The 26,830-nt window shown below is 74.1% G+C and carries 15 protein-coding genes; 5 read left to right on the forward strand and 10 right to left on the reverse strand.

What is annotated here, in order from left to right; translation table 11 throughout:
• From ACWC97_RS31775 to ACWC97_RS31810, 8 genes are all read right to left on the reverse strand, one after another.
• Positions 1-546: condensation domain-containing protein (locus tag ACWC97_RS31775; RefSeq protein WP_450653094.1), on the reverse strand; the 546-nt coding region annotated here is incomplete at its 3' end.
• A gap of 176 nt (positions 547-722) precedes the next feature.
• Positions 723-929, reverse strand: a complete 207-nt coding sequence (locus tag ACWC97_RS31780) for an MbtH family protein (protein ID WP_352279718.1) — start codon at positions 927-929, stop codon at positions 723-725.
• 74 nt (positions 930-1,003) lie between these two features.
• Positions 1,004-11,242: an amino acid adenylation domain-containing protein gene (locus ACWC97_RS31785; protein ID WP_450653096.1), complete on the reverse strand. Its 10,239-nt coding sequence runs from the start codon at positions 11,240-11,242 to the stop codon at positions 1,004-1,006.
• Positions 11,243-11,376: 134 nt separating this feature from the next.
• The gene (locus tag ACWC97_RS31790; protein ID WP_352279714.1) at positions 11,377-12,720 is read right to left on the reverse strand and encodes a serine hydrolase domain-containing protein; all 1,344 of its coding nucleotides are present in this window, start codon (positions 12,718-12,720) and stop codon (positions 11,377-11,379) included.
• 130 nt (positions 12,721-12,850) lie between these two features.
• Positions 12,851-14,230, reverse strand: a complete 1,380-nt coding sequence (locus ACWC97_RS31795; protein WP_352279712.1) for a sensor histidine kinase — start codon at positions 14,228-14,230, stop codon at positions 12,851-12,853.
• A 22-nt stretch (positions 14,231-14,252) separates the two neighbouring features.
• Positions 14,253-14,924: a response regulator transcription factor gene (locus tag ACWC97_RS31800; RefSeq protein WP_450653099.1), complete on the reverse strand. Its 672-nt coding sequence runs from the start codon at positions 14,922-14,924 to the stop codon at positions 14,253-14,255.
• Between the two features lie 303 nt (positions 14,925-15,227).
• A complete protein-coding gene (locus ACWC97_RS31805; protein WP_450653101.1) occupies positions 15,228-17,246 on the reverse strand; it encodes an FtsX-like permease family protein in 2,019 nt (672 codons plus the stop codon).
• Positions 17,246-17,992 (reverse strand): ABC transporter ATP-binding protein, encoded by a 747-nt coding sequence (locus ACWC97_RS31810; RefSeq protein ID WP_450653103.1) that lies wholly within the window; start codon positions 17,990-17,992, stop codon positions 17,246-17,248. Before ACWC97_RS31810 ends, ACWC97_RS31805 begins: the two co-directional genes overlap by 1 nt.
• 175 nt (positions 17,993-18,167) lie before the next feature.
• Between ACWC97_RS31810 and ACWC97_RS31815 the strand changes: the two genes are divergently transcribed.
• A complete protein-coding gene (locus tag ACWC97_RS31815) occupies positions 18,168-19,451 on the forward strand; it encodes a sensor histidine kinase (RefSeq protein WP_450653105.1) in 1,284 nt (427 codons plus the stop codon).
• Positions 19,439-20,104, forward strand: a complete 666-nt coding sequence (locus ACWC97_RS31820; RefSeq protein ID WP_352279702.1) for a response regulator transcription factor — start codon at positions 19,439-19,441, stop codon at positions 20,102-20,104. Before ACWC97_RS31815 ends, ACWC97_RS31820 begins: the two co-directional genes overlap by 13 nt.
• Before the next feature lie 53 nt (positions 20,105-20,157).
• Here the strand turns inward: ACWC97_RS31820 and ACWC97_RS31825 are convergent, their stop codons facing one another.
• The gene (locus ACWC97_RS31825) at positions 20,158-21,348 is read right to left on the reverse strand and encodes a glycosyltransferase 87 family protein (RefSeq protein ID WP_352279700.1); all 1,191 of its coding nucleotides are present in this window, start codon (positions 21,346-21,348) and stop codon (positions 20,158-20,160) included.
• A gap of 413 nt (positions 21,349-21,761) precedes the next feature.
• Between ACWC97_RS31825 and ACWC97_RS31830 the strand changes: the two genes are divergently transcribed.
• Together ACWC97_RS31830 and ACWC97_RS31835 are read left to right on the forward strand one after the other, a co-directional pair.
• Positions 21,762-23,567, forward strand: a complete 1,806-nt coding sequence (locus ACWC97_RS31830) for a gamma-glutamyltransferase family protein (protein WP_450653107.1) — start codon at positions 21,762-21,764, stop codon at positions 23,565-23,567.
• A 63-nt stretch (positions 23,568-23,630) separates the two neighbouring features.
• Complete coding sequence (locus ACWC97_RS31835) at positions 23,631-24,458, forward strand: inositol monophosphatase family protein (protein WP_352279697.1); 828 nt, start codon at positions 23,631-23,633, stop codon at positions 24,456-24,458.
• Positions 24,459-24,468: 10 nt separating this feature from the next.
• On the opposite strand, the gene ACWC97_RS31840 is transcribed toward ACWC97_RS31835, so the two are convergent.
• On the reverse strand, positions 24,469-25,317 hold the full coding sequence (locus tag ACWC97_RS31840; protein WP_352279695.1) for a nucleotidyltransferase domain-containing protein: 849 nt from the start codon (positions 25,315-25,317) through the stop codon (positions 24,469-24,471).
• Between the two features lie 96 nt (positions 25,318-25,413).
• Here ACWC97_RS31840 and ACWC97_RS31845 point away from each other — a divergent pair, with 96 nt between their 5' ends.
• Positions 25,414-26,820, forward strand: a complete 1,407-nt coding sequence (locus ACWC97_RS31845; protein WP_450653151.1) for a phytoene desaturase family protein — start codon at positions 25,414-25,416, stop codon at positions 26,818-26,820.
• Positions 26,821-26,830: the final 10 nt, after the last annotated feature.

A 26,830-nucleotide genomic window follows, 5' to 3' on the forward strand; every position in this document is an offset into this window, starting at 1 on the left:
CCAGCCGTCGGTGACGATGTGGTGCATGCCCAGGACGCAGATGTGCTCGTCGTCGGCGAGGCGGACGAGCAGGACGCGGACGAGCGGGCCGTTCCCCAGGTCGTACGGACGGGCCAGCTCCGCCAGGACGGTCTTGCGGGCGGCCTCCTCGTCACCGGCCTCGGCGTCCACCCAGTCGGCGTCGAGCCGCTCGTGGACGAACTGCACCCCCACGCCGTCCCGCAGGCCGAACGTCGTCCGCAGCGCCTCATGACGGGCCACCAGGTCACCGACGGCCGTGCGCAGCGCGCGGGCGTCGAGGCGTCCGGTGATCCGCAGCGGCAGCGCCGAGTGGTAGGCGGCGCCGCCCGGGTCGAAGTCCTCCAGGAACCACAGGCGTTGCTGGCCGTGGGACATCCGCAGCTCACCGTCGCGGGCCACCGCGGGAACCAGCGGCGCGGTCCTCTTCGCCCCGCCGCCCCGACCGGCCAGGCGCTGGGCGAGGGCCTCCCGGAGGTGTGCGGGGAGTCCTGCTATCCGGTCATCGCGGGAAGACGGCTGGTTCATCGGAACAATCCCCCAGGGATATGCGGGTCGGCGGTCTGCTGGTCGAGGAGTGGGCTCCCGGCACGGGGCCCGGGGCGGTACGGGCGCGGTACGCGGCGGGCCGGGCGCCCGCGGGGCCGGGAGGGCGCCCGGCCCGCGCACGGAGCGGGGCCGGGGCCCGGTGGCGCCGTGCCGGGTCAGGCGGTCGCGTCGCGCAGGCTGCGCGGGCGCATGTCGGTCCAGAGCTCCTCGACCCGGGCGAGGCACTCCTCGCGGGAGCGGTCGGCGAGCACGGTCTCCCAGCCCGCCGGGACAGCGGTGCCGGTCGGCCACAGGGAGTACTGGCCCTCGTCGTTGACGAGCACGTCGTAGGAACGGTCGGAGTTCTCGAAGGGGTTGGACACGGTGTGCCTTTCGTACGGGAGGGATGGGAGTGGGGTGCGGGCCGTCGTCGGCCCGCCGGGGACCACGGGACGCGTCAGGACGGTGCCGCGGCCGCCTCCAGCTCGGCGAGGATCACTTCCTCGACCTCGGCGGCCGATTCGAGGACCGTCGGCCGGTCGAAGACGGAGCGCGGGGTCAGGTCGGTGCCGAACACCGCGTTGATCCGCGACACCGTCCGCAGGGCCAGCAGCGAATCTCCGCCCAGTTCGAAGAAGTTGTCGTGCAGGCCGACCCGTTCGGCCCCGAGCAGCTCCTGCCAGATCTCGGCGATCAGCGTCTCGGTGGGCGAGGACGGCGCCACGTACGCGGTGGCGGTGGCGAGCCGCGTCTCCTCCGGGTCGGGCAGCGCCGACCGGTCGACCTTGCCGTTCGCGGTCAACGGCAGGGCGTCCAGGGCGGTGTAGTGGGCCGGCAGCATGTGCTCCGGCAACGAGGCCGCCAGATGGGCGCGCAACTCCGCGGCACCGGGCAGAGCGGCTCCCCGGGCCGGGACCAGATGACCGACCAGGACGGTCCGGCCCGAGCCGGGTTCGGTGTGCGCGGCCACGGCCGCGTCCCCGACGGCGGGATGGCCGGCGAGCACGGCCTCGATCTCGCCGGTCTCCACGCGGAAGCCGCGGATCTTGACCTGGCCGTCGCTGCGGCCCAGGAACTCCAGCGTGCCGTCCGCCCGCCACGCCACCCGGTCCCCCGAGCGGTACATGCGGCTGCCCGGGGCGCCGAACGGGTCGGCGACGAACCGCTCCGCCGTCAGCCCGGCCCGCGCGTGGTAGCCGAGGGCGAGCCCCGCACCGGCGATGTACAGCTCGCCCGGCACCCCGCGGGGAACCGGTGCCAGCGCCCCGTCCAGGACGTACACCCGGGTGTTGGCCAGCGGCGAGCCCAGCGGCACGGAACCCTCGCCGAGCGCGCCGCGCACATCGTGCGTGGTGGTGAAGGTGGTGGCCTCGGTCGGGCCGTAGCCGTTGGTGAGCCGCAGCGAGGGGAGGGCGTCGAGGACCCGGGCACAGTGCTCGGGCGAGAGCCGGTCGCCCCCCGCCAGCAGTTGGCGCAGCCCGGCGAAGACCGTGACGTCGTCCTCGACGACCTGGTGGAACAGGCCCGCGGTGAGCCACAGGTGGGTGACCGCGTGCTCCGCGATGAACCGGCCGAGGCCGGCCGCGGTCGGCACCCCCGGCGGGTGCACCGCCACCCGGGCGCCGCGCAGCAGCGCCGTCCACAGCTCGAAGGTCGACGCGTCGAAGGAGAGCGAGGCGAACTGCGCCACCGTGTCGCCGGGGCGGACGTCGGTGTAGCCGCTCGCCGACGCCAGCCGGACCACGGCCCGGTGCGGGGTCAGCACGCCCTTGGGGGTGCCGGTGGAGCCCGAGGTGTACATGACGTACGCGAGATCGTCCGGCGCCGGGTGCGGCGCGGGCGCCGTGCCGCCGGGCCGGGCGGCGACCGCCCCGGCGTCCTCGTCCAGGTCCACCGTCCGGACCGGGGCGGCGGGCACCCGGTCGCGCAGCGCCTTCTCGGTGACCAGCAGCCCCACTCCGGCGTCGCCGATCATGTACGCCAGCCGGTCGGCCGGATAGCCCGGGTCCAGCGGGACGTACGCCGCCCCGGCCTTGAGCGTGGCGAGCAGCGCGGTGACCGTGCGCGCGCCACGTTCCAGGCACAGGCCCACCGGGGTGTCCCGCCCGGCACCGAGCGCGACCAGGTGGTGGGCGAGGCGGTTGGCCCGCTCGTCCAGTTCCCGGTACGTCAGTTCCTCGTCCGCGCCGGTGACGGCGACGGCGTCGGGGTGCTCCCGGACGCGGGCGGCGAACAGCTCCGGCACCGACGCCCCGGGCAGCTCCTCGGCGGTGTCGTTCCAGTCGCGTACGGTCTGCTCCGCCTCCGCCCCGGTGAGCATCGCCACCGCGGATACCGGCATGTCCCCGTCAGCGGCCGCGAGGGAGCCGAGCAGCGCCTCCAGCCGGCCGCAGAGCAGCTCGGCGGTCGCCTCCTCGTACAGCTCGGCGTCGTACGCCAGGGTGTAGCTGAGGTCGTCGCCGGCATAGGCGATGAGGTTGAGCGGGTAATGGGTGGCCTCGGTGCCCGCGAGGCGGCGCAGCCGCAGCCCGTGGGCGGCGGCCGCCTCCTCGTCCATCGGGTAGTTCTCGAAGACGACCAGGGTGCGGAAGAGATCGGCGCCGCGCCCGACCGCGCCGCACGCCTGGATGCGGGGGAGCGGCACGTACTCGTACTGGCGCGCCTCCACCTGGGTCCGCTGGAGCTCCTGGAGCCAGGCGGTGACGCCCGCCGACTCCTCGACGCGCACCCGGACCGGCAGGGTGTTGATGAGCATGCCGATCATGGCGTCGGCGCCGGGCAGGTCGGCCGGACGGCCCGAAACGGTGGCGCCGAAGACCACGTCGGACTCGCCCGCGTGCCGGGCCAGCAGCAGCGCCCAGGCGCCCTGGAGAACGGTGTTGACGGTCAGCCGGTGCCGCCGGGCGAAGGCGAACAGCTCGCGGGAGGCGGCGGGGTCCAGACGCCGCGCCAGCCGGGCCGTGGAACCGGTGGCGTGGCCCGCAGCGGTGTGCCGCACGGCGGGCAGCGGCGTCGGCGCCGCGAAGCCGTCGAGGGTCTCGCGCCAGTACGCTTCCGCCTCCGCCAGATCCTGCCGCTCCAGCCAGTCGAGGTAGGCGCGGAAGGGGCGCCGGGCGGGCAGCGGGTGCTCCCGGCCCGCGGCCAGGGCCGCGTAGGCGGCGTGGGTCTGCGCCAGCACGTCGAAGGTGGACCAGCCGTCGAGCAGGATGTGGTGGAAGGCGCAGACCAGCCGGACGGTGGTGTCCGAGAGCCGGATGAGGGCGAGCCGCATCAGCGGCGCGGTGGTCGGGGCGACGGGGCGCGCGCGGTCCTCGGCGAGGAACCGCCGTACCGCCTCTTCCCGCTCGTCGGCCGGCAGCGCCCGCCAGTCGAGATGGGTCACCGGCAGTTCGGCGTGGCGCCGGACCACCATCAGCGGGCGCTCGACGTCCCGCCACTCCAGACCGGCGCGCAGGACACCGACGTGGTCGGCGACCTGCTGCCAGGCCAGGGCGAGCAGCCCGGGGTCGGCGATGCCGTCCAGCTCGAAGGTCACCTGCTCGGAGTAGGCGCCCGGGGTGGACAGGGTGTGGAAGAGCATGCCGCTCTGCACCGGGGTGAGCGGGTGGATGTCCTCGATGTCCCGGCCGGTGCCGGCGATCCGGTCCACCGCCGCCTGGTCGAGCCCGGCGAGCGGGAAGTCGGACGGGGTGGCGCCGCCGTTCTCCGGCCGCAGGCAGTGCTCCACCAGGCCGCGCAGCGCGGCGAGGAACGCGTCGGCGAGCCGCTGGACCGTCTCCGTGCGGTGGACGGCGGGGGCGTGGATCCAGTCGACGCGCAGTTCGCCGTCCCCGACGGCGGCCACGACGTCGATCAGGTGCGGACGGGGTTGTGCGGGCGCCTGGTCGGCACCGAGCCGCTCCGCGAGCCGCGAACGGACCAGGCTCTCGGTGCCGGTGGCACCGTCCCACCGGCCCAGGTAGTTGAAGCTGATCTCGGGGGCCGGGGCGTGTGACAGGGCGCGGTGTGCGGCGCTGCCGGGCTCGGAGAGGTGGCGCAGGGCGCCGTAGCCGATGCCGTGGCCGGGTACGGCCCGCAGCCGCTCCTTCACCGCCTTGAGGGCGCTTCCCCAGTCGCCGTCGGGGCCGTCGGGGAGATCCAGCGCGAACGGGTGGATGGTGGTGAACCAGCCGACGGTGCGGGTGAGGTCGACGTCGTCGAAGAGCTCCTCGCGGCCGTGGCCCTCCAGGGCGACGGTGACCGGCGCCCCGGCCCAGTCGCGGAGCACCCGGCCGAGCGCGGTCAGCAGCACGTCGTTGATCCGGGTGCGGTACGCCGCGGGCACCTGCTGGAGCAGGGCCCGGGTCTCGGCGCGGCCCAGCCGCACGGAGGCGGTCGCCGCGCCGCCGAAGGTGTTGGCCCCGGGCGCCTGGTCCCCGTCGCCGTCGCGGGGCAGCGGCCGGACACCGGCCGACACCGCCCGCCAGTGGGCGAGTTCACCGTCCAGTGCGCCGGAGCGGACATGGCCGGCGAGCCGGGCCGCCCAGTGCTGGTAGCTGCTGGTCCTGGCGCCCAGGTCGACCGGGCGTCCCGCGGCGAGTCGGGTGTAGGCGGTCGCGAGGTCCTCCAGGACGATGCGCCAGGAGACCGCGTCCATCACCAGGTGGTGGACGGCCAGGAACAGCCGGGGCAGCAGGGAGGGGCCGAGGCGGAAGAACACGCCCCTGAACAGGCTGCCGCCCGCCAGGTCCAGTGACCGCTGCGCCGCCGACGCGGCCTCGTGCAGGGCGGCCTCCCGCCGGTCCGCCGCGAGCCCGGAGAGGTCGCGCACGGCGAGCGGCGGGGTGGCGGCACCGCCGTACTCCTGGCCCCACCGGCCGTCGTCCCGGCGCGTGTACCGCATCCGCAGGGCGTCGTGGTGGCCGACGACCGCGGCGAGGGCACGCTCCAGCAGAGCGATGTCCGTGTCGGGTGCCAGTTCGACCTGCGCGGACATGCCGTAGTGGTCCGGGTCGACGGTGTGCTCGGTGAAGAACCAGCTCTGGATCGGGGTGAGAGCGACCTCGCCCGTCACCTCGGCCGGTCCGTCGCCCGCGGCCTCCTCGACCGTCCCGGCGGCCTCCGCGAGGGCGGCGACGCTCTGGTTGAGGAAGAGCAGCCGGGAGGTGAGCCGGATGCCGGCCTGGCGGGCGCGGGAGGCGACCTGGATGGAGAGGATCGAGTCGCCGCCGAGGTCGAAGAAGTTGTCGTGGACGCCGACCCGTTCCACGCCGAGCACCTCGGCCCAGATGCCGGCCAGCAGCTCCTCGGTGCGGTTGCGCGGCGGGGTGTGGTCCGAGCCGCCGAGCTCCGCCCGGAAGTCCGGTTCGGGCAGGGCCCGCCGGTCGACCTTGCCGCTCGGCGTGAGCGGCAGCCGATCCAGCCAGACGTACACACCGGGCACCATGTAGTCCGGCAGCGAACCGGACAGATGGGAGCGGAGTTCGCCGGTGGTCAGGTCGCGGTCGGCCACCAGGTGGCCGACGAGCCGCTGCCGGCCCGCTTCGTCGCGGTGCACGGCGACCACGGCGTCCCGTACGTCCGGATGGCGGCCGAGCGCCGTCTCGATCTCGCCCACCTCGATGCGGAAGCCGCGCAGCTTCACCTGGTTGTCGGCGCGGCCCAGGTACTCCAGGCTGCCGTCGGCCCGGCGGCGCGCCACGTCACCGGAGCGGTACATCCGCTCGCCCGGCGCCCCGTACGGGTCGGCGGTGAACCGCTCGGCGGTCAGACCCGGCCGCCGGTGGTAGCCCTGGGCCAGGTGCGGCCCGGAGATGTACAGCTCACCGGGGACCCCGACGGGCACCGGCTGGAGCGCGGCGTCCAGCAGCCGGACTCGCGTGTTGGGCAACGGGGTGCCGATCGGCGGGACGGCGCCCCCGGCGAGCGGAGCGCTCATGGTGGCGACGACGGTGGACTCGGTGGGCCCGTACGCATTGATCATGCGGCGGCCGGCGGACCAGCGGGCCACCAGGTCGCCGGTGCTCGCCTCACCGCCGACGACCAGGGTGCGCAGCCCCTCCAGCCCCTCCGGGGTCAGGGTGGCGACGGCCGAGGGCGCCAGCAGGGCGTGGCTGATGCGGCGTTCGCGCAGGAAGCTCTGGAGCGCCTCGCCGACCAGCGGCCCGTGCGGCGGCAGGACGAGGGTGGCGCCCGCGGGCAGCGCCATCAGGATCTCCATCACCGCGCCGTCGAACGACGAGGAGGCGAACTGGATGACGCGGCTCTCCTCGGTCACCTCCAGCCGCTCGATCTCGGCGGCGGCCAGGTTCCCGACACCCCGGTGCGGGACGAGCACCCCCTTGGGCGTTCCGGTCGACCCGGAGGTGTAGATGACGTACGCGAGGTCGTCCGGACGCGGCCCCGGCGCGGGTGCGGTGGCCGGGAGCCCGTCCCGCAGTCCGGGGTCGGCGTCGAGGTCGACGACGACGGCGCCGGTGTCCGGCAGGTACCCGGCCAGCTCGGTGCGGGTGACGACGAGTGAGGCGCCGGAGTCCTGGAGCATGAAGGCGAGCCGGTCGGCCGGGTAGCCGGGGTCGAGCGGCAGATAGGCGGCCCCCGCCTTCATGATGCCGAGCAGCCCCACCACGGTCTCCACGCCGCGCTCCAGGCACAGCCCGACGCGGGTTCCGGGCCCGGCACCGAGCGAACGGAGCTGGTGGGCGAGTCGGTTGGCCCGCTCGTCCAGCTCCCGGTAGCTCAGCGTGGTGTCCGGGTCCTCCACGGCGGGCGCGTCGGGGCGGCGGCGCGCGCTCTCGGCGACCAGCTCCGGGAAGGTACCGGCCGGCGGGGAGGTGGTGGCGCCGTTCCAGTCGTGGACGAGCCGGTGGTGCTCGGCGTCGGTCAGCATCGGCAGGGTGGCGAGGCTGCGGTCCGGCTCGGCCGCGGCGGCGGCCAACACCGTGGTCACATGCCCGGCGAACCGGGCGATGGTCGCCTCGTCGAACAGGGCGGTGCTGTAGCCCACCTGGGCGGTGAGGCCGTCCTCGCCCTCGAAGAACTCCACGGTCAGGTCGAACGGCGCGGCCTCGCGGTGCACCGGGTGGTCGGCGACATCGAGGCCGGGCAGCCGGGCGCGGTCGGACGGCGCGTTCTGCAGCACCACCATGGCCTGCACCAGAGGGGTGCGGCTGTTGTCGCGGGCCGCGCCGACCGCGTCCACGATCCGCTCGAAGGGCACGTCCTCATGGGCGAACGCCTCCAGGGCGGTCTCCTTCAGCCGTGCCAGCAGTTCCTTGTACGACGAGGTGGTGTCGACGTGGGAGCGGAGCACCACCGTGTTGACGAGGAAGCCGACCAGTTCCTCCAGGTCGCGGTGGTTGCGGCCGGAGGAGGCCGTGCCGACGGCGATGTCCGTCTGCCCGGACCAGCGGGCGAGGACCGTCTTCACCGCCGCCGTGAGCGCCATGAAGAGGGTCGCGCCCTCCCGCCGCGCCAACTCCTCGACGGCCCGCGTGGTGGCGGCGGGCACGGCGAAGGTGTGCGTGGCGCCCGCGGTGGACCGCACCCTGGACCGCGGCCGGTCGGTGGGAAGTTGCAGCGGAGTGATGCCGTCCAGCCGCTCGCGCCACCACTCCAGCTGCCGGGTGAGGAGGCCGCCGCCCTCCAGGCGTCCGCGCTGCCACGCGGCGAAGTCCGCGTACTGAACGGCGGGTTCGGGCAACCGGTGCGTACGGCCCTCGGTGCGCGCGGCGTAGCACGCGCCCAGTTCGCGCAGGACGATGCCGGTGGACCAGCCGTCGGTGACGATGTGGTGCATGCCCAGGACGCAGACGTGCTCGTCGTCGGCGAGGCGGACGAGCAGGACACGCACCAGCGGGCCGGCCGTCAGATCGTACGGGCGGGCCGTCTCGGCGCGGACCAGCTCGCGCAGCCGCTCCTCGCGCAGGGCTTCGGGGACGGCGGAGAGGTCCTCGGTCCGCCACGCGGGGGCGAGCCGCGCGTGGACGACCTGGACGCCGCGGCCGCCTACCACACCGAAGGTGGTCCGCAGCGCCTCGTGGCGCGCGGTCAGGTCCTGGACGGCGCCGTGCAGCGCGTCCGGATCGAGGGCGCCGGTCAGCCGCAGGCCGGCGGCGGTGTGGTACTCGGCGCTGTCGGGGTCGAAGTCGTGCAGGAACCACTGGCGTTGCTGACCGTACGACATCGGCATCGGCCGGGCGCCGTCGCGCGGCACGAGCGGGATGGCGGAGTCCTCGACGGAGTCCTCGGGTGCCACCGAGGCGGCGAGCCCGGCGATCGTCGGGGTGTCGAAGAGGGCGCGGGGCGCCACGGGGACGCCGAGTGCCGCGCGCATCCGGGAGACGGCGCGGACGGAGAGGATCGAGTTGCCGCCGAGTGCGAAGAAGTCGTCGTGGACACCGATGCGTTCGACGCCGAGCACATCGGTCCAGATGGCGGCCAGGGTCTCCTCGACGGCGGTACGCGGCGCGTCCTCGGCGCCGCCCCCGCTCTCCCGCGGGGTGACGGGGTCGGGCAGCGCCCTGCGGTCCACCTTGTCGTTGGGGGTGAGCGGCAGGGCGTCGAGGACCACGACGGCGGTGGGCACCATGTGGTCGGGCAGGCTCCGGGCGAGGAAGGCCCGCAGGTCGTCGGCGGCGGGGTGCCGCTCCCCGGCCGCCGCGACGTACGCCAGCAGGTTGGCGTTGCGGGTCACCACGACCGCCTGGGCGACGTCCGGGTGGAGCGCCAGGGCGCTCTCGATCTCGCCGAGCTCGATGCGGAAGCCGCGCACCTTGACCTGGTCGTCGACCCGGCCCAGGTATTCCAGGTCACCCGCCGTGTTCCAGCGGGCGATGTCCCCCGAGCGGTACATGCGCTCGCCGGGCGCGCCGAAGGGGTTGGCGACGAACCGCTCCGCGGTGAGGCCGGGCCGCCCCCGGTAGCCGCGGGCCAGCCCGGGGCCCGCGAGGTACAGCTCGCCGCGCACACCCGCCGGGACGGGCCGCAGGGCGTCGTCGAGGACGTACGCCCGGAAGTTGGCGATCGGGGTGCCGATCGGGGGGACCACGGCGCCGCTGAGCGGGCGGCTCATGGTGGCGCAGACGGTGGTCTCGGTCGGGCCGTACGCGTTGATCATGCGGCGGCCGTTCGACCAGCGGGCGACCAGGTCGGCGGTGCTGGCCTCGCCGGCGACGACGAGGGTGGCGCCGTCGGGCAGGCCGCGCCCTTCGGGCAGCACGGCGACGGTGGCGGGCGTCAGGGTGGCGTGGGTGACGCCGTGCTCGGCGGCGTAGGCGGCGAGCGGTTCGCCGGGCGCCAGGGTCTCCTTGGAGCCCATGACGAGGGTGGCGCCGTTCAGCAGCCCCATGCAGATCTCCCAGAACGCCGCGTCGAAGCTGGCGGAGGCGAACTGGAGGACCCGGCTCCCGGTGGTGACGCCGAACGCCTCGGCCTGCACCGCGGCCAGGTTGCCGATGCCCGTGTGGGAGACGAGGACGCCCTTGGGGCGGCCGGTGGAGCCGGAGGTGTAGATGGCGTACGCCAGGTCCTCGACGGCCGGCGCAATCCGGGGGGCGGTCGTCGGGCGGGCGTCGAGCGCGGCCCGGTCGGCGGTGAGGTCCACCAGGGCCGCGTCGGTGTCGGGCAGCCGGTCGCGCAGCTCGCGCTGGGTGACGACGATGCGGGCGTCCGAGTCCTGGAGCATGTACGCCAGCCGGTCGGCCGGGTACGCGGGGTCGAGCGGAAGGTAGGCGGCGCCCGCCTTCATGATGCCGAGCAGTCCGGCCGCCATGGCCGCGCCCCGCTCGACGCAGAGGCCGATCAACTGGTCGCGCCCGGCGCCGAGTTCCAGAAGGTGGTGAGCGATGCGGTTGGCGTGCTCGTCCAGTTCCCGGTAGCTCACGGGGCCGTGCTCGTCGATGACGGCACTCGCCTCGGGCCGGGCGGCCACCCGGGCGGCGAACAGCTCGGGGAAGGTGCCGGTGGGGACCGGGCGTGCGGTGTCGTTCCAGTCGTGCACGACCTCGGTGAACTCGTCCTCGGTGATCAGCGGCAGCGCGCTGACTGGTGTGTCCGGGCCCGCCGCCGCCCCGGCGAGCAGGACGGCGAGGTGCCCGGCGAGCCCGGCGGCCGTCGCCGGGTCGAAGAGAGCGGTGCTGTGCCGCACCCGCAGCCGGGCGCCGGTGACCTCCACCGAAAGGTCCAGCGGGTCGAAGTCCCGGTGCTGCGAAGGGAGTTCGTCCAGAACCGCCACCATGGCCTGGATCAGCGGGGTGATGCTGGTGTCGCGGGTGGGGGCGAGGGCGTCGACGAGGTCGGCGAACGGGACGCCGTCGTGGCCGAGGGCCTCGTCCAGGGCGCGGCCGGTGTCGTCCAGCAGGACGGCGAAGGGTGCGGCCGGGTCGACGGTGGTGCGGACGACGACGGTGTGGCCGGAGCGGGGGGAGACCGTTCCGAGCGCCATGTCCTCCTGGCCGGAGTAGCGGGCGAGCAGGGCGTTGACGGCGGCGGCGAGGACCGCGGTGGAGGCGGTGCCACGGCCCCGGCCCAGCTCCGCCAGGGCCGCCGCGGCCGGGGCGGGCAGCTCGCACTCGTGGGTGGCGGTGCCGCTCGACCGGATCACCGGGCGCGGTCGGTCGGCCGGCAGGTCCAGCGGCGGGACACCGTCCAGCCGGGTCCGCCAGAAGTCGGTCTGAGCGGTGACCGTCCGGTCCACCGGCGCGTCGGCGCGAACCACGTGTGTACCTCCAGAGAAGCGGTTTCCGGGCAGGGGAGGGCGCGGGGTGCCCGGAAACCGACGGGAAAGTCGGGAAGGGGGGGGCGAAGGCCGGACGGCGCGCGGTGTCCCGGCCGGGACACTGCGGAAGGGCGCTACGAAGCCGCGGTACGCCGGGCGGAACGGCCGCCGAGTTGCATGAGGTGTGTCTCGCCCGAGGCGCGGTCCGTGACGAACCGGCCGGTGTAGGGGGCGGTGTCGGTGTCGGTCCGCCGGGCGGTGAAGGTGAGGTCCTCGTGGACCGCCAGGTCGGCGACGAGGCCGGTGGCGTCGGTCAGGCGCGGTGCGGTGCCGTCCCCGGCGGTGCGCACGCGGAACAGGGTGTCGCCGTTGCGGTAGTCGCCGTCGAACCGGCCGAGTCCGGTGGTGAGCCGTGGCGTGGCGGGGGCCACGGGCCGGTGGTCGCCCACCGGGACGCCGTCCTCGCGGAGCGCGTCGACCAGCTCCGCCCACATCGCGGTGCCGGTGGTGGCGTTGGTGGTCAGGGCCACGATGGTGCCGTCGGCGGGCCGGAACCGCAGGTGGGCGGTGCCGCCGTCGACCGTGCCGTCGTGGCCCAGCCAGTCGCCGTCCGGCGACGCGTGACGGGCCAGCCCCAGGCCCCAGCCGTCGGCCATGCCGAACGCGTCGGCCGCGGGCGTCCGGGCGTGCATCTCGGCGCGCTGCTCCTCGGGCAGGAGTACGGCGGCGTCGGGACAGGTGCCCAGGAGCAGGGTGGCGAGGCCCGCCAAGTCGTCGGCGCTGCCGGCCAGCCCGCCCGCCGGGGCCCAGCTGGGGGGCAGGAAGAGGCCGACGGGCGTGACCTGCCGGGCCGCGCCGGGGCGGACCGTGTGACACTGCGCCAGGGGCCGCTGCCTGCTCGGTGCGTCATGCACGAAGGCCGGGTCGATGCCGAGCGGACGCAGCGTCATGTTGGCCAGGGCGGCCTGCCACTTCATGTCGGTGACGGCTTCGACGACCCTGCCGAGGATGTTGTATCCGGAATTCGAATAGGAGAAGCACGACCCGGGCCGGTGCAGTGTGCGGGTCGTCGCCGCGACACTCGCCGTGTAACGGGTGAGAGAGGTCTCCGCGACATCGTCCGTCTCGTGGTCGGCCACCAGTCCGCCGGTATGGCTGAGCAGGTGCCGCAGGGTGATCCCGGAAAAGGCGTCGTCCGCCGCGCTGTCGAATTCCGCCACGTAGTCCGCGACGGGGTCGTCCCACTCGATTTCACCCTCGGCGACGAGTTGGCCGACCAGAGTCGCGGTGAATGCCTTGGTCACCGAACCCAGGGCGAAAGCCGTTGTGGTTAAGACCGGATCGGTGGTGCCGGTCCGTACCACCCCGGTGGTCGCCGAGAGGCTGCCGCCCGCTCGGTGGATGGCGAGTTGTGCGCCAGGGACCGCGTGCGCACGGGCGAGAGTGCGTAGGAGATCCTCCGCCTGGTCCGCTTCCAAGATTCCCCCTTGTCGAACGCCGACGGTGCGGCTACCCGTACCGCGAGGGGTGCGGGTAGCCGTACCACCTCATCTTCGATCAACTGTTCGTTGAACGGCAAGAGCTTTCGATGTGAGGAAAAGTCCCAGCTCAGATGGGGTGCGGAGTCCAGGGAAGGGTGACGGTCACCCGAGTGGGGCCACCTGGCGGACTGCTGATGTCCAGCCAGCCGTTGAGCGCGGCGGCCCGGTCGCCCAGCCCGCGCAGTCCCGTCCCGCCCGCCAGCGAGGCGCCACCCGTGCCGTTGTCGGTCACCGAGACGGCCAGGTGGTTGTCGTGCTCCTCGAGCGTGACCTGAATGAGGGGGGCGGAGGCGTGCTTCACGGTGTTGGCGAGGCATTCGGCGACGATGTAGTACGCCGTCGACTCGACATTCACATCAGGTCGCCGCCGAAGCCCGCTGATTACTTCGACCGGCACATGAAAGCGCTCGGTCAGTGCGGTCACCGCCGCTTCCAGGCCGCGGTCGCTGAGAATGGGCGGCTGAACTCCCCGTACCAGACTGCGAATCTCGTCCAGTGCCTTTCCTATTTCCTCATGCGTTTCCTCGACCACGGCACGCAAATGCGCGGCGTCGTCCCCGTGACGGTTCTTGGCGAGGGAGAGGTTCATGAGAAGTACGGCCAGCCGTGCCTGCGCCCCGTCGTGCAGATCGCGCTCCAGACGGCGGTAATCGGCGTCGTTCACCCGCAGCGCGGCGATCCGCTGGCGCTCCGCAGCCTCCTCGCGGCGATGGGTCTCCGCCTCGTCGAGGCGGCTCAGGATGCGGAGCACCACCCGGGCCCGCAGTCCGCCCATCCAGAACAGCAGCCCCATGAGCAGGGTGAAGACCGCCACCGAGGCCAGCGCCACCGCCACCCGGGTCACGGTGCTGGACACCGTCAGTGTGTTGCCGGGACCAAAGGCCAGCTGCTCGGCCGGTCCCAGTGGCAGCGACACGAGGAAGACCACCACCGGGACCGCGAGAGACGCCAGCGGCAGCAGCCACACCGTGCCGAGCAGAAGCAGACCGATGTACCGGATGTCGTCCCAGCCGGCCCGGGGCTGCTCCTCCGGCTCGGTCTTCGCCGTCGGCCGGATCGGGGCGTCGGTCTGGCCGGTGTCGGCGATCACCGAGCGGGCGAGGAGCCGCTCCAGGTCGGCGACGGCCCGCAGCAGCGGCAGACTGAACGAGAGTCCCTTGTACAGGACCGCCATCCGGTCCGGGAGCAGCCGCAGCACCTCGCGCATCGGGCTCTCCGCTTCCGGGGGGCCCGGGTGGTCCTCCTTGCCGGGACGCCGTCGGAGAATCGTCGGCACCACGCGTACGCAGAGGACGACGGCTTGCGGCACGGCGACGAGCGGCAGCCACGACGCGACGCGCAGCAGCAGCGAGAGGACGAGCAGCGGGGCCAGCAGCAGCCCAACCAGGCTGCCGATGGAGAGGTAGATGAGGCCGGCCGCAACTCTGTACGGGGTCGAGGAATTCACCGGATCAGGAGCCCACCGCATCTCATTCGGGTTTGTCGTGGAGCCTGTCGGTTCCCCGCAGATAGTTCAGAACGGCCAGCACCCGCCTGTGATTCTCGCCCGAGTTCGCTATTTTCAGCTTGCCCAGGATCGACGTGACGTGTTTCTCCACCGCGCGCTCGGATATCCCGAGACGGTTGACGATTCCGCTGTTCGTCAGCCCGGTCGCCATCAGTTCCAGCACCTGTCGTTCCCGCGGGGACAGTAGTTCCGTCGCGTGCTTCTCGCGCGGACTTCCCACGAACTGCTTGAAGATGTCCGAGTCCAGCACCGTCTCGCCCTGCCGGACCCGGTGCAGCGCCGAGAGGAACTCCGCGAAGTCGCCCACCCGTTGCTTGAGCAGGTAACCCGTCCCGGCCGGTGCCCCGTGGACCAACTCCTCCGCGTAGGTGGGTTCCACGTACTGGGAGAGCAGCAGGACGGCGGTGCCGGTTCCCAGCCGCTGGATCTCCAGCGCGGCCCTAATGCCTTCGTCGGTATGGGTCGGCGGCATCCGGACATCCATGATGACCACGTGCGGACGGTCCTTGCGCACCACTTCCAGAATGCCCGTCGCATCGCCCAGCGAAGCGACGACCTCAATGCCCTCGTCCGCCAGCAGTCTCGTCATTCCCGCCCGCAGAAGCGCGGAATCCTCGGCGATCGCGACGCGCATGGAGACTCCTGCTCTTCGGGTTCGTGCCCATCAACCGATGGGTGAGTGATGCCGATTGGTACGAAAAAATGGTGTGGACTGTCAGCATAGGGGCGGCGCGGAGCACACCGCTACGTTCACGACGGCGACCGGCACGGAGCGGACGGAGGCGGGGAGCACCCCTGCCGGGGGCGGAGCGGCGCGGCCCGAGAGTAGCCCAAACACGCCCTGGATGCCCGTGGTACCGGGCGGAGGTGCGTCGGGGGCGTCGCACCTCCGCCGGGGAGACCCGTGACCGGACCCGAAACACCTCCCGAGGCCGGGTCAGACCTTCTGCGGGATCCGGTGAGCCCGGTGCGGTGTCGTGGTGGCGGTGCTGACCTGCCGCAGGAGGCGACAGGTCGCGGCGAGGCTCACCACCACCCCCACCAGGACACACGCCGCGAAGAGCGTTCCGAGCATGCCCCACGGCACGCTCAGCGGAGGCTCGCCGCCGTACACGCTCAGCGACCCCCGGTAGGCGTGGGCGCCCCACGCGACCACCGCGGCCGCGATCAGCGCCCCCAGCACCGTGGTGGCCAGGGTCTCCCACAGCGCCATCCGCCGGACCTGGCCCGCACTGACACCGATCATCCGCATACCGGCGATCTCCCGGCCGCGCCTGCTGTACGACATGACCAGGGTGCTCGCCACCGCGATCAGCGCGTACAGCGAGGCGGGCACCGTCAGCACGGCCAGCACCAGGCTGTTCAGCCGGTCCTGGTCGGTCCCGGTGCGCCCGAACCACGTGTCGGCCGACAGCACCCGCACCCGGTCGGCGCCGAGCCGCTCGGTGAGCTCCGCCGCGGCGGCCCCGGCAGAGGCCGCGCCCCGCCCGTCGAGCAGCACCGCCGCACGCTCCGGGCGCGGGGCGGGGGAGGCGCCCCGGGTGTCCGGCGGCAGCACCACCGGAGGCACGGCGGAACCGCCGTCCAGCACCGCCGCGACCTTCGCCCGGACCGGCTCGCCGCCGAACAGGCTGTAGGTGATGGTGGAGCCCGCGTGGTTCCCGTACCACTCGGAGAACTCCTTCGAGATGGCCACCGTGCCCGGCTCCAGCGGCCCGAGGGAGCCGCCCACCACGGTGATCCGGTGCGTACGCGAGAGCGCCACCGGGTCCGCCAGCGCCGCCTGCTCCTTCCACACCGAGTACGGGCCGGCCACCGCGATCTCCAGCGGCGCGGGGGCCGACACGGCGGCCACCCGCGGGTCCTCCCGCAGCCGGTCGACCGTGTCCCGGTCCAGCGTGGCGCCGTCCCGGGCGGGCTCGACCACGAGCTGGGCGGTGGTCCGCGCCCGGTCGTCCGCCGAGGTCGCCGCACCCGTGGTGGAGAACACCGTGGTGAAGATCCCGACGATCGCGAGGATCGCCAGCACCGGCCCCACCAGCGACGCGGTCCGCCGCCGGGACGTACGCACCGACTCCGCCGCCAGCCGTCCCGCCACCGGGTCCGCCCAGCGCAGCGGCACCGCCATCAGGAGCAGCAGTGGCGGCAGGTACCACGGCCCGAGCAGGGTGGCCCCGATGGCCAGCGCCATCGTGCCGAACAGCGCCAGCGGCGTCGCCGCCTCGGCGCCCGAGCCCGGTGCGAGCGCCACCATCACCGCACCGGCGAGCAGCGCCGGCACACCGGTCACGGCGCGCCCCACCGTCATCGTGCGGGAGTCGAGGTCGGCCTCGCGCAGCGCCTCGCTCGGCCGTGCCCGCGCGGCCCGCTTCGAGGCGGCCACCATGCCGAGCACGGCGATGACCAGTCCGCTGCCCGCGGCGAACACCAGGGGCCACAGCAGCGGGCCCGGCCGCAGGTCGACCGGCGACAGACCGGTCCCGTTCAGCGCCTCGACGGCGACCGGCGCCGTCACCGCGGCGACCGCGCAGCCGAGCGCCGCGGCCGGCACCGCCACCGCCAGGGACTCGCCGAGCACCATCCGGCGGACCTGGCCGCCGCCCGCCCCCACCAGACGCAGCAACCCCATGTCGCGGCGGCGCAGCGCGATGCCGAAGGCACAGGTCCCGGCGATGACGAAGACCGTCACGAACGCCGACACCACCCCGGCCATCGCCAGCACGCTCTGCACCCCGCCCATGTCCAGATCACCGCTGGAGAGGGTGTGGGCCGTGCCGGCGCCGTCCTTCAAGGTCGCCGTGGGGTTCGAGCCGTCCGGCGTCCCGTCCACCGCCCAGGTCGCCGCCAGCGCCGCCGCCGAGACGCCGATCAGCGCGACGCCGAGCGCGAGCGCGACGAACGTCCCGGCGAACAGGGCCCAGTAGTGCCGTACCGACTGCAACGAGATGCGCCACATCACTGCTCCCAGAGGCTGAGCTGCTGAGCGACCGCTTCGGCCGTCGGGTGGTCGAGCTTGCCGACGATGTGACCGTCGGAGAGGAAGATGACACGGTCCGCGCAGGCGGCGGCCGCCGGATCGTGGGTGACCATCACCACCGTGCGCGCGGCCCGGTCGACCGTGTCGCGCAGCAGCTCCATGATCTGCCGCCCGCTGCGGCGGTCCAGGGAGCCGGTGGGCTCGTCGGCGAACACGAGTTCCGGTTCGGCCACCAGCGTCCGCGCGATGGCCACCCGCTGCTGCTGGCCGCCGGAGAGCTGTGCCGGGCGCCGGCCCGCCTTGTCCCCAAGACCCACCTGCTGCAACGCCTCCATGATCCGGTCCCGTCGCACCCGCCCGCGCTGCAGCCGCAGCGGCAGTGCCACGTTCTCGTACACGGTCAGCATCGGCAGCAGGTTGAACTGCTGGAAGACGAAGCCGATGCGGCTGCGGCGCACGACGGTCAGCTCGCTTTCCCCGCAGGCCGCCAGGTCGGTCTCACCCAGCAGGACCCTGCCGGTGTCGGGCTTGTCGAGCCCCGCCGCGCAGTTCAGCAGCGTGGTCTTGCCGGAACCGGAAGGACCCATCACCGCGGTCAGCGCCCGTTGGGGGAAGCCCACGCTGACCTCGCGCAGCACGGGTACGGGACCCGCGGCGCTCGGATAGCTCTTGGAGACGGCCGAGAGCTGGATGGCGGGGAGCTGAATGTCCGTGAGCAGTGGCATGTTCCCAGTCCAGCAGAGACACGGGCCCGGGGCAGTGGGGCTGCGAGGAGTGTCGGGGGGAGGGTTTTCCCTACTGCCGGGCCACCGCCGGGCGGTTAGAGTTCCAGGTGAACCCCACTCGATCGCCGTCCCGGTGCATCCGCCGGCCCCAGATCCTCCGGAGGAACACGGACCGATGAGTGTCGCCGTCTGGGAGGCCGTGCGACGGCGCCCGATGCGCTTCCTGGTCTCCGCCTGGCCCTGGCGCTGCTGGGCCTTCCTGCTGAGCGGCCTGGTCGTGGGAGCGGTGGTGCTGTTTCTGTGCGCCGCGCTGTTCCTGGCCGGTGTGGGCCTGTCGGTGGTGGGTGTCGGACTGCTGCTCCTGCTGGCCCTGGCGGTCCTCGGAGTCCCCGTCGCGGCCCTGGAACGGCGCCGGCTGCGGCTCGTGGAACCGGAACCGCCGCTCGACCCGCACGGCTCCCTGCCCGGGACGAGCGCGCTGCCGTGGCTGCGTACCCGGCTGCGGGAGCGGGCGACCTGGCGGGAGCTGGCGTACGCGCTGCTGCTCGGGTTCGTCTTCACGGCGACGGGCATCGGTTTCGCCGCGCTGCTCGGGCTCTCGCTGGTCCTCACGGTGACCCCGGTGATCGTCTGGGCCATCGCCCCCGACACGGTGATGCTGGTGCCCGGGCAGCCGATCTCCGACCCCGTCGCCGCTCTGCCCGGCAGCGCCGCCGGGCTGTTCGGCCTGGTGGTCTCGGCGTACGCGGGCGGCCTGCTTGCCGGTCTCCAGGTACGCGTCGCCCAGGTCCTGCTCTCCGCCCGCGACGAGGACTTCCAAAGCCGGGTCATCGAACTCACCCGCTCCCGGGCCCGGTTGGTCGACGCCTTCGAGGCCGAGCGCCGCCGGATCGAGCGGGACCTGCACGACGGCGCCCAGCAGCAGCTGGTGGCGCTCACCATGACACTGGGGCTGGCCGAACTGGAGCTGCGCGGCGGGGAATCGGGCGCCAAGGAGCTCGTCACCCGGGCGAGGGGCGAGGCCCGCCAGGCCCTGGACCAGCTGCGTTCGCTGGTACGCGGTATCCATCCGCAGGTGCTCACCGACCACGGGCTGCCCGCCGCGGTCGCCGAACTCGCCCTGCGCAATCCGATTCCCGTCGTCGTCGACCTGGATCTGCCGCACCGGCTGCCGTCCGCCATGGAGACCATGGCGTACTTCACGATCACCGAGGCACTCACCAACGCCTCCAAGCACAGCGGCGCGGACCAGGTGTCCATCGTGGGCCGGGTCCGGGACGACACCCTCGTCCTGCTCGTCACCGACGACGGCCACGGCGGCGCCGACCCCGAGGCCGGTGCCGGTCTGCAAGGATTGGCGGACCGCGTGGCCATTCTGAAAGGCAGGCTCATCGTGACCAGTCCCGTCGGCGGACCCACACAGCTCCGGGTGGAGGTGCCGGTTCCGTGCTCCGCGTAGTGCTGGCAGAGGACGCCGTCCTGCTCCGTGCCGGACTGGTCGAACTGCTCTCCCGGGTCGGGCACCAGGTGACCGCCGCCGTCGGGGACGCGGAGGAACTGGCCCGCGCGGTGCGGGCGGACCGGCCGGACGTGGTCATCACCGACGTACGGATGCCGCCCGGCTTCCGCGACGAGGGGCTGCGCGCGGCCCTGGAGCTGCGCCGCGAGGATCCGTCCCTGCCGGTGCTGGTGCTGTCGCAGTACGTCGCCACCGCCTACGCCACCCAGCTGCTGGGCGGTTCGTCGACGGCGGGCGGCCTCGGCTACCTCCTGAAGGACCGGGTGGGGGACGTCACCGAATTCCTCGACGCCCTCGACCGGGTCGCCGCCGGGCAGACCGTGATCGACCCGGAGGTGGTGCGGGTACTGCTCCAGCAAGGGGCCGCCGACAAGCCGCTCCAGCGGCTGACCCCCCGCGAGCGGGAGGTGCTCGCCGTGATGGCGGAGGGCCTCAACAACCAGGCCATCGCCCAGCGGCTCACCATCACCGAGGCGTCGGTGGTCAAGCACGCCAGCAGCATCTTCATGAAGCTGGAGCTCGACCCGGCCGAGGGCAACCGCCGGGTCCTCGCCGTGCTCGCCCATCTGCGCCGCGAGGACCCCGCCGCCTGAGTGCCGGCACCGCGCTGCCGGGCCGGATTTCCACCGGGGCGCGGCCGTCCGGGTCACTCGCGGTACGCCGAGCATTCACCGTTCACCGCCGGCCGGGACGGACGGGCTGCGGGGCCGGCCACCGCGACGAGGCTCCTGGCGGGTGCCGGCCGGCGCGCCGGGTCGGCCAGCCGGCCCCACACGCCGAGGAAGACCGGCAGCGCCAGGTAACCGAACCGCCCCGCCGGAGCCAGCAGGAAGGCCGTACAGAGCCCCACCGCCAGCCGGTCGGCGGCCGGAACCAGGCCGGCCGGCGGCCGGACCCACAGCGAGACGGCGACGGCCAGCCCGCCTGCCGCCAACAGGGCCGTCGCCGCATACCAGCCGTACGGGCCGAGGTCCGCGAGGAGCCGTCCGGGCAGCGGGCTCGCCGCCGGGGTCTCCCACTCGCCCCGCCCGGCGGGGAAGGCGAAGACCTGCTGGACCAGCGGGCCCGGCGACAACAGGGCGCTCGGCAGGATCGCCAGCACCGTCCCGGTCACCGCCACCACCGTGGCGCGGACAGCGGCACCCGGTCCCGAGCGGGTGGCCAGGAGCGCCGCGACGACGGCGAGCGCGGGCCACGCCGTCCACTTCAAGGAGCACGCCAGCGCGAGCGCGATCCCGGCGGCCACCGGACGGTGCCGGGCGGCCGACGCCAGTGCCAGGCAGAGCAGTCCGGTGAGCGGCAGATCGACACCGCTGACCGTGAGCGGCAGCGCCACCACCGGCGAGACGATCAACGCGGCACCGACGACCTGGCCGACACCCCTGCCACCAAGGACACGGCCCGCTGCCCACAGGCACCCGAGGAACACCGCCGCGAACCAGAGCCGCGCGTCCCCGAGGAACCGCAACGTCTCCCAGCCGTCACCCGGCAGCGCCTTCGGCAACCCGAACAGCGCCATGCCCGGCAGATAGGGAGTGACCTCCGCCACGGACTGCGGATCGGCCAGATAAGGAGTGCCCTGACGCAACGTCAGAAGCCCGGCCCGCTCCACCACGTCGACCTCGATCTGCGCCTCACCGGTCAGCACGAGCACCGCGAGCGGCACGAGAACGGCCCCGACCCCGGCGATCCACACCGAGACGACCTGGCCGTGCGAGCGCGAGCAGAGCACCACAACGGCCGCACACAGATACCCGACGCAGGCGCTCGCCCCCCAGAAGCGGTGCGGCCCGAGCGTCGAAACCAACGGAAACGCGGCGGCCCACACCGCGGCCACGAGCCATCCGCAGCACCACAACTTCCGGACGTTCAGGGTCTGTTGTACCCGGCGAGTCAGCACCGGACCATTGCAGCCAACTCTTTGGCCCGGGTCATGACAGCCAGGTCGAGACTTGGCGGTGGGGTTTTCCCCACCCCGCCCCGGCGGGTCCGGCGGCCGCTGTCCCCTCGACGCAGGAGAGTCGGCCGTGACCCTCGCCACGTGACCGGGGCACTCGTCGCCTACCATCGCCCTCGACCACTACGCCCACTTCATGCCGGAGGCCGGGAAGAGGGGGCGCCGGGCGATCGGCCGTCCGCCGGGGAGCGGGGGACGGAAAGCCCCGGCGCGGACTCCCCGGATCCTCCCCAGGACCGACCCCGCGTCCACGAGTTGGGCCGAAGCGAGCAGACAGCGAGGTGAGAGACCCTGTGTTCACCACCCGGCCCACCCTCCGGGGAACCTTCGGCATGGTGTCGTCCACCCACTGGCTCGCCTCGCAGTCCGCGATGGCGGTCCTGGAGGACGGCGGCAACGCCTACGACGCGGCCGTCGCCGCCGGATTCGTCCTGCACGTCGTCGAACCCCACCTCAACGGCCCGGCCGGCGAGACACCGATGATCATCGCGCCGCGCGACGGCGAGGTGCGCGTGGTGTGCGGCCAGGGCCCCGCCCCGGCCGGTGCGACCATCGCCCACTACCGCTCCCTCGGCCTCGACCTGGTCCCCGGCACCGGACCGCTCGCCTCCGCCGTACCGGGCTCCTTCGACGCCTGGATGCTGCTCCTGCGCGACCAGGGCACCAAGGGCCTCGCCGAGGTGCTCCGGTACGCGATCGGCTACGCCGAGGACGGCCACGCCCCCGTCGAGCGGGTCGGCCGGACCGTGGAGACCGTCCGCCGACTCTTCGAGACCGAATGGCCCTCCTCCGCCGAGGTGTACCTGCCCGGCGGCCGCCCGCCCCGGCCCGGTGAGCTGTTCCGCAACCCCCGGCTCGCCGCGACCTGGCGCCGCCTGATCGCCGAGGCGGAGGAGAACGGCGGCACGGAGCGGACCGCGCAGATCGAGGCCGCCCGCCGGATCTGGCGCGAGGGATTCGTCGCCGAGGCCCTCGTCCGCCAGGCCGCCCGCCCCACCATGGACACCACCGGCTCCCGACACACCGGCACCCTCACCGCCGCCGACCTCGCCGGCTGGTCCGCCTCCTACGAGGCGCCCGCCACCTACGACTGGAACGGCTGGACGCTCGCCAAGGCACCCGGCTGGAGCCAGGGCCCCGCCTTCCTCCAGCAGCTCGCCCTGCTCCCCGCCGAACTGCCCCGCTACGGCAGCGCCGACTACGTCCACCTCCTCATCGAGGGCTGCAAGCTCGCGATGGCCGACCGGGAGGCCTGGTACGGCGACGCCGCCGACGTCCCGCTCGACGCGCTGCTCTCCGAGCCGTACAACGCCGAACGTCGCGCCCTGATCACCGGCACGGCCTCGCACGCGCTGCGCCCCGGCCGCCCGGGCGGCCGCGAACCGGTGCTCGGCGCGCACGTGAGGGCCCTGGTGTCGGGCGCCGCCGGGCCCGCCCCCGACACCGCCCCGGCCCCCGGGGTCGGCGAGCCGACCGTGGCGAAGGACGGGACGACCCGGGGAGACACCTGCCACCTCGACGTGGTGGACCGCTGGGGCAACATGATCTCCGCCACCCCCAGCGGCGGCTGGCTCCAGTCCAACCCCGTCGTGCCGGAGCTCGGCTTCCCGCTCGGCACCCGGCTCCAGATGACCTGGCTCGAAGAGGGGCTGCCCAACTCCCTCACCCCCGGCCGCCGCCCCCGCACCACCCTCTCCCCGTCGCTCGCGCTGCGCGACGGGGTCCCCGTGCTGGCGTTCGGCACGCCCGGCGGTGACCAGCAGGACCAGTGGCAGGTGCACTTCTTCCTGGCGGTGGCCCTGCGCGCCCGGGTCCGCGGCGGGCTCGACCTCCAGGGCGCCGTCGACGCCCCGAACTGGCACACCGACAGCTTCCCGGCCTCCTTCTTCCCGCGCGGGATGCGCCCCGGCAGCGTCACCGTCGAGGGGAACACCGACCCGGAGATCGTCGCGGAGCTGCGCCGCCGGGGCCATGACGTCACCGTCGGCGAACCCTGGTCCGAGGGCAGGCTGTGCGCCGTGGCCCGGGACCCGGGGACCGGGGTGCTGTCCGCCGCGGCCAACCCGCGCGGCATGCAGGGTTACGCCGTCGGTCGCTGAGCGGCCATGCTCCCGCCACGACCGGGTCGTCGGCGCTCCGGCGGGACGTGATTGGCTGGGGGCATGTACGACGCACTCCTCACCGACGGTTCGACCGAGGTCCAGGCGGCGGTCCGCGCAGCGGCCGCCGCCGAGATCATGCCCCGCTTCCGGCAGCTCGCCGAGGACGAGATCATCGAGAAGAACGGCCCGTACGATCTCGTCACCACCGCCGACCGCCTCGCCGAGGAACACCTCACCGCCTCCCTGACCCGGCTGCTGCCCGGCTCGGTCGTCGTCGGTGAGGAGGCGGTGCACGCCGACCCGAAGGTCTACGACGCCCTCGGCGGCGACGCCCCCGTGTGGATCGTCGACCCGATCGACGGCACCCGCCAGTTCGTCCACGGCGAGCCGGGCTTCTGCACCCTGGTCGCCCTCGCCCACCGCGGCGAACTCCTCGCCTCGTGGACGTACGCCGCGGCCCAGGACCTGATGGCCGTCGCCGTACGCGGCGGCGGCGCCACCCTCGACGGCGAGGCGATACGCTCCGGCTCACCCGCCTCCGGCGAGCCGCTGCACGTGGCGTCGTCGCACCCGGACTACACCACCGACGAGCAGAAGCGCGCCCTGCTGGGGCTGCGCACCGACGGGATCGCCGCCCGGCCCTGCGGCTCGGCCGGCCTCGAATACCTCGACATCGCCCGGGGCGCGCTGGACGCGGTCGCCTTCACCTGGGAGTACGCCTGGGACCACGCGGCGGGGCTGCTGCTGGTCGCCGAGGCGGGCGGCACGCACACCACGCTCTCCGGCGCGCCGTTCCGTATCGCCGGCGGCAACACCCTGCCGTTCACGGCGGCCCGTGACGAGGCGACCGCCGCCCGCGTCCTGGCGGCCCTGCGCACCGGGGCCTGACCGGGGCGCCTCACCCGCCGCAGGCCGCGCGCACCTCCCCGACCAGCTCCGCCGCCAGCTCCACCGCCGCCGGATCCAGCCCCCGCAGCGCCGCGCCGACCCGCTCCGCGTAGCGCGCCGGGGCGTCCGGCAGGGCGGCCGCGGCGGCCGTGGCCCCCTTCTCGTTCAGGCACCAGGCCCGGTGGTGGGCGTGGAGGGACTGTGCGAGGACCCCGAACGCCCGGGACAGGCACAGGGAGACGTGCAGCGCGTCCCCGCCGGGGGCCGACTTGCGGGCGGCGGCCACCGAGAAGTCCGCCTCCCAGGCCGCCGCGACGAGCGCCGCGCGCAACGGCTCCGGATAGCGCAGGGTCTCCTCCCTGAGCGGCGCCAGCTCCCCGCGCGGATCGGCCAGTACCCGCCCCAGCGCCACCTCGCCCGGATACGCGGGGGACCAGAAGCCGAGCGGATGGCCGGGCTGTACGCCCACCTCGTACCGGCCCTCGCGGCAGTCCGCCCAGACCGCCTCCACCCGGTCCAGGTCGCGCAGGATCCAGTCGACCTGGACGCCGTCCACCCGCAGCCAGGCCCCGCCGTCCACCCAGGGGCCCCAGCCGCCCGGCCCGGCGACCTCGACGGGGGAGCCCTGGAACCCGGAGGCCAGCGCGGCGAGCGCGGCCGTGTCGGGGGCGCCCCGGTAGTACACCCCGAGGTCCCAGTCGGAGTCGGGGCGGTGGGCGCCGCGGGCCCGGCTGCCGCCGAGGGCGACGGCCCGGACGCCGGGCACGGCGGCGAGCCCGGACGCCATCGCGGCGATACGGGCGGGCAGGACGGGGGCGGGGGCCGGAGCGGACACGGCGCGGGAATCCGAGGTGTTCATCGGGCGGTGACCCTACCCGCGGCGGGACTGTCGGTGGCGCCGAATATCCTGGCTCTCCTGGCCGTCGGCTGACGAAGGAGTCCGAAGGTGACGTCGATGCTCGATGCCGTCGTCGTGGGGGCGGGGCCCAACGGACTGACCGCCGCGGCCGAACTGGCCCGCAGGGGCTTCTCCGTGGAGGTCTTCGAGGCGGAGGAGACCGTCGGGGGCGGGGCCCGCACCGAGGAGCTCACCCTCCCCGGCTTCCGCCACGACCCCTGTTCCGCCGTCCATCCGCTGGCCATCGGTTCGCCCGCGTTCGACACGATGCCGCTCGCCCGGCACGGCCTGGAGTGGATCCAGCCCGAGCTGGCGCTCGCCCACCCCTTCCCGGACGGCACGGCCGCCGTGCTCACCGGCTCGGTGGGCGAGAGCGCCATGTCCCTGGGGCCCCGCGACGCGGGCGCCTACCGCAGACTCGTCGCCCCCTACCTCGGCCACTGGGAGACCCTCGCCCAGGACTTCCTGCGCACCCCCTGGGACGGGCTGCCCCGCGACCCCTACCGCTGGGTCCGGTTCGGGCTCGACGCCATCCAGCCCGCCTCGCTCCTCTCCCGCCGCTTCCGCGACGCGAAGGCGCGCGGCCTGTTCGCCGGGCTCGCCGCCCACGCCATCGCCCCCACCAGCGGCCCGGCCACCGCCGGGATCGCCCTCCTCTTCGCGCTGGCGGCGCACGAGCGGGGCTGGCCCGTGCCGCGCGGCGGCTCGCAGGCGATCTCCGACGCCCTGGCCGGCTACGTACGCGAACAGGGCGGCACGATCCGCACCGGAACCGAGGTCCGGCGGCTCGACGAGCTGCCGCCCGCCCGCGCCTACGTCTTCGACACCTCGCCGACCGCCCTGGCCCGCATCGCCGGTCTCGGCCGCGCCTACCAGGGCTTCCGGTACGGCGCCTCCTGCTTCAAGATCGACTACGCGCTGTCCGGCCCCGTCCCCTGGACCGCCGAGGAGGCCCGCCGGGCCGGCACGGTCCACATCGGCCCCACGGCCGGTGAGATCGACGCCGCGCTGACCGCCGCGGTGCGGGGGCAGGACCCGAGCGTGCCGTTCCTGATCACCGCCCAGCCCAGCCTCGTCGACCCGTCCCGCGCCCCCGAGGGCAAACACGTCTTCTGGGCCTACGGACACGTCCCCGCGGGCTGGGAGGGCGACGCCACCGACGTCATCGAACGCCAACTGGAGCGCTTCGCCCCCGGCTTCCGCGACCTGGTGCTCGCCCGCGCCGTCGCCGGCCCGCCCCAGCTCGCCGCGCGCAACGCCAACTACGTCGGCGGCGACATCGCGTGCGGCGCGTTCGCCGGACTCCAGACCGTGATCCGCCCCAAGCTCGCCCGGGTCCCGTACGCGACGGCCCACCCAGCGGTTTTCCTGTGCTCCTCGGCGACCCCTCCCGGCCCCGGAGTGCACGGCATGTGCGGCCACCACGCGGCGAAGGCGGTCTGGCGCCGTCTGCGGGCGACGTGAGCCCGGGGCA

It is taken from the genome of Streptomyces sp. NPDC001108 (assembly GCF_053598535.1).